Genomic DNA, 1516 nt, shown 5'->3' with positions numbered 1-1516 from the left:
TTGTATTCTGATTGTTAATGGTTTGAGTAATTCTTATCTTGTATAGGAACACAAATCATACTTATGGAACATATACATGGTCAGGATCGTAATCAAATCCGGATGACTTCCCTTGAAGAAATGGTTGACAAAGAAAGTCTGGTTCGCATCATTGATGCTTTTGTAGATATGTTGGATTTACAACAATTCGGGTTCTCTTATTTTCAGTTAAATAAAGAAGGACGTCCTCCCTTTCACCCTGCTACATTGATGAAACTATATCTCTACGGTTATCAACATAGTATCCGTAGTTGCAGAAAGTTAGAAAAAGCATGTAAAACCAATATTGAAGTGATGTGGCTTATTAACGAACAACGACCTCATTACAGAACCATTGCCAATTTCAGAAAAGATAATTCCAAAGCCTTCAAAGCGGTCTTTCGTCACTTTGTAGCCTTACTCAAGGGATGGAAACTCATAGAAGGTAAAACCATTGCTATAGATTCCTTTAAAATAAGAGCACAAAACAGTCTGAAAAATAATTTTAATGAACGTAAAATAAAAAGACACATTGATTATATAGACAAGAAAATAACTGAATATGAAAATGCATTAGATCTAGAATTTGATCAAGTAACCAAAGATAAACTAGAGCATAACAAACTCAAGAAAGACAATCACCAACAAGTTAGCAAGCAACTTAAACAAACAAATGATGGACAACTATCTACAACTGACCCTGACGCTAGAGCAGTAGTCTTTCAGCGTAACAGTGTAAAGGTGGGTTATAATGTACAAGCAGTAAGTGATGCCAAGCATAAACTCCTTGTTGCAGCAGATACGGGAGATGTCAATGACACCAAAGCATTGGCTATGATGGTCGAGAAAGCGCAACAAAACATAGGAGAATTACAAGAGGGCACCACAATGAATGTATTGGCGGATAAAGGATATCATTCTGGCAGAGAACTCAAAAAATGTGAAGAGCTAGGGGTTAATTCATTCATTTCTCCAAAAGAATCTAGTTCCAGTAAAACCAACCCTGAGTTTGCCATGAAAAGCTTTGCTTATAATCAAACCAATGATACTTACATTTGCCCTGCTGAACAAATACTAAACACCAATGGACGTTGGTACAACAAAAAACTCAACAACGGACGGCAGTCATACAAAGTAAAACATTATAAGACAAAAGCTTGTGATGGCTGTCCTCTACGCGCCCAATGTACCACTAATAAGAAAGGGCGCTTTATTGAAAGAACAGAGTACCAAGAATATACAGACAGGAACAATGACAGAGTACTAGAAAATCCAGAATATTATAGACAAAGACAACAAATCATTGAACATCAATTCGGAACTTTAAAGAGACAATGGCATTTTGATTACACCTTAACCAAGACCAAAGAAAAAGTCCTTGGTGAAGTATATCTTGTCTTTACTTGTTATAATCTGAAAAGATTAGTAGCAATCTTCGGTTTTGAAGCTTTGATAGATAAAATTAAAGCTATTTTAGTCAATTTCTTAACTAAATCCC

General features: G+C 35.5%; 1 protein-coding gene. It reads left to right on the top strand.

Annotated elements, in window-relative coordinates:
* Nucleotides 1-63: 63 nt before the first annotated feature.
* The coding region (locus tag Q4Q35_RS02830) for an IS1182 family transposase (RefSeq protein ID WP_303276413.1) at nucleotides 64-1516 on the top strand (1453 nt) is incomplete at its 3' end.

This window comes from Flavivirga aquimarina, from assembly GCF_030540835.1.
GTDB classification, from domain to species: Bacteria; Bacteroidota; Bacteroidia; order Flavobacteriales; family Flavobacteriaceae; genus Flavivirga; species Flavivirga aquimarina.
This window is presented reverse-complemented; position numbering and strand designations above follow the sequence as displayed.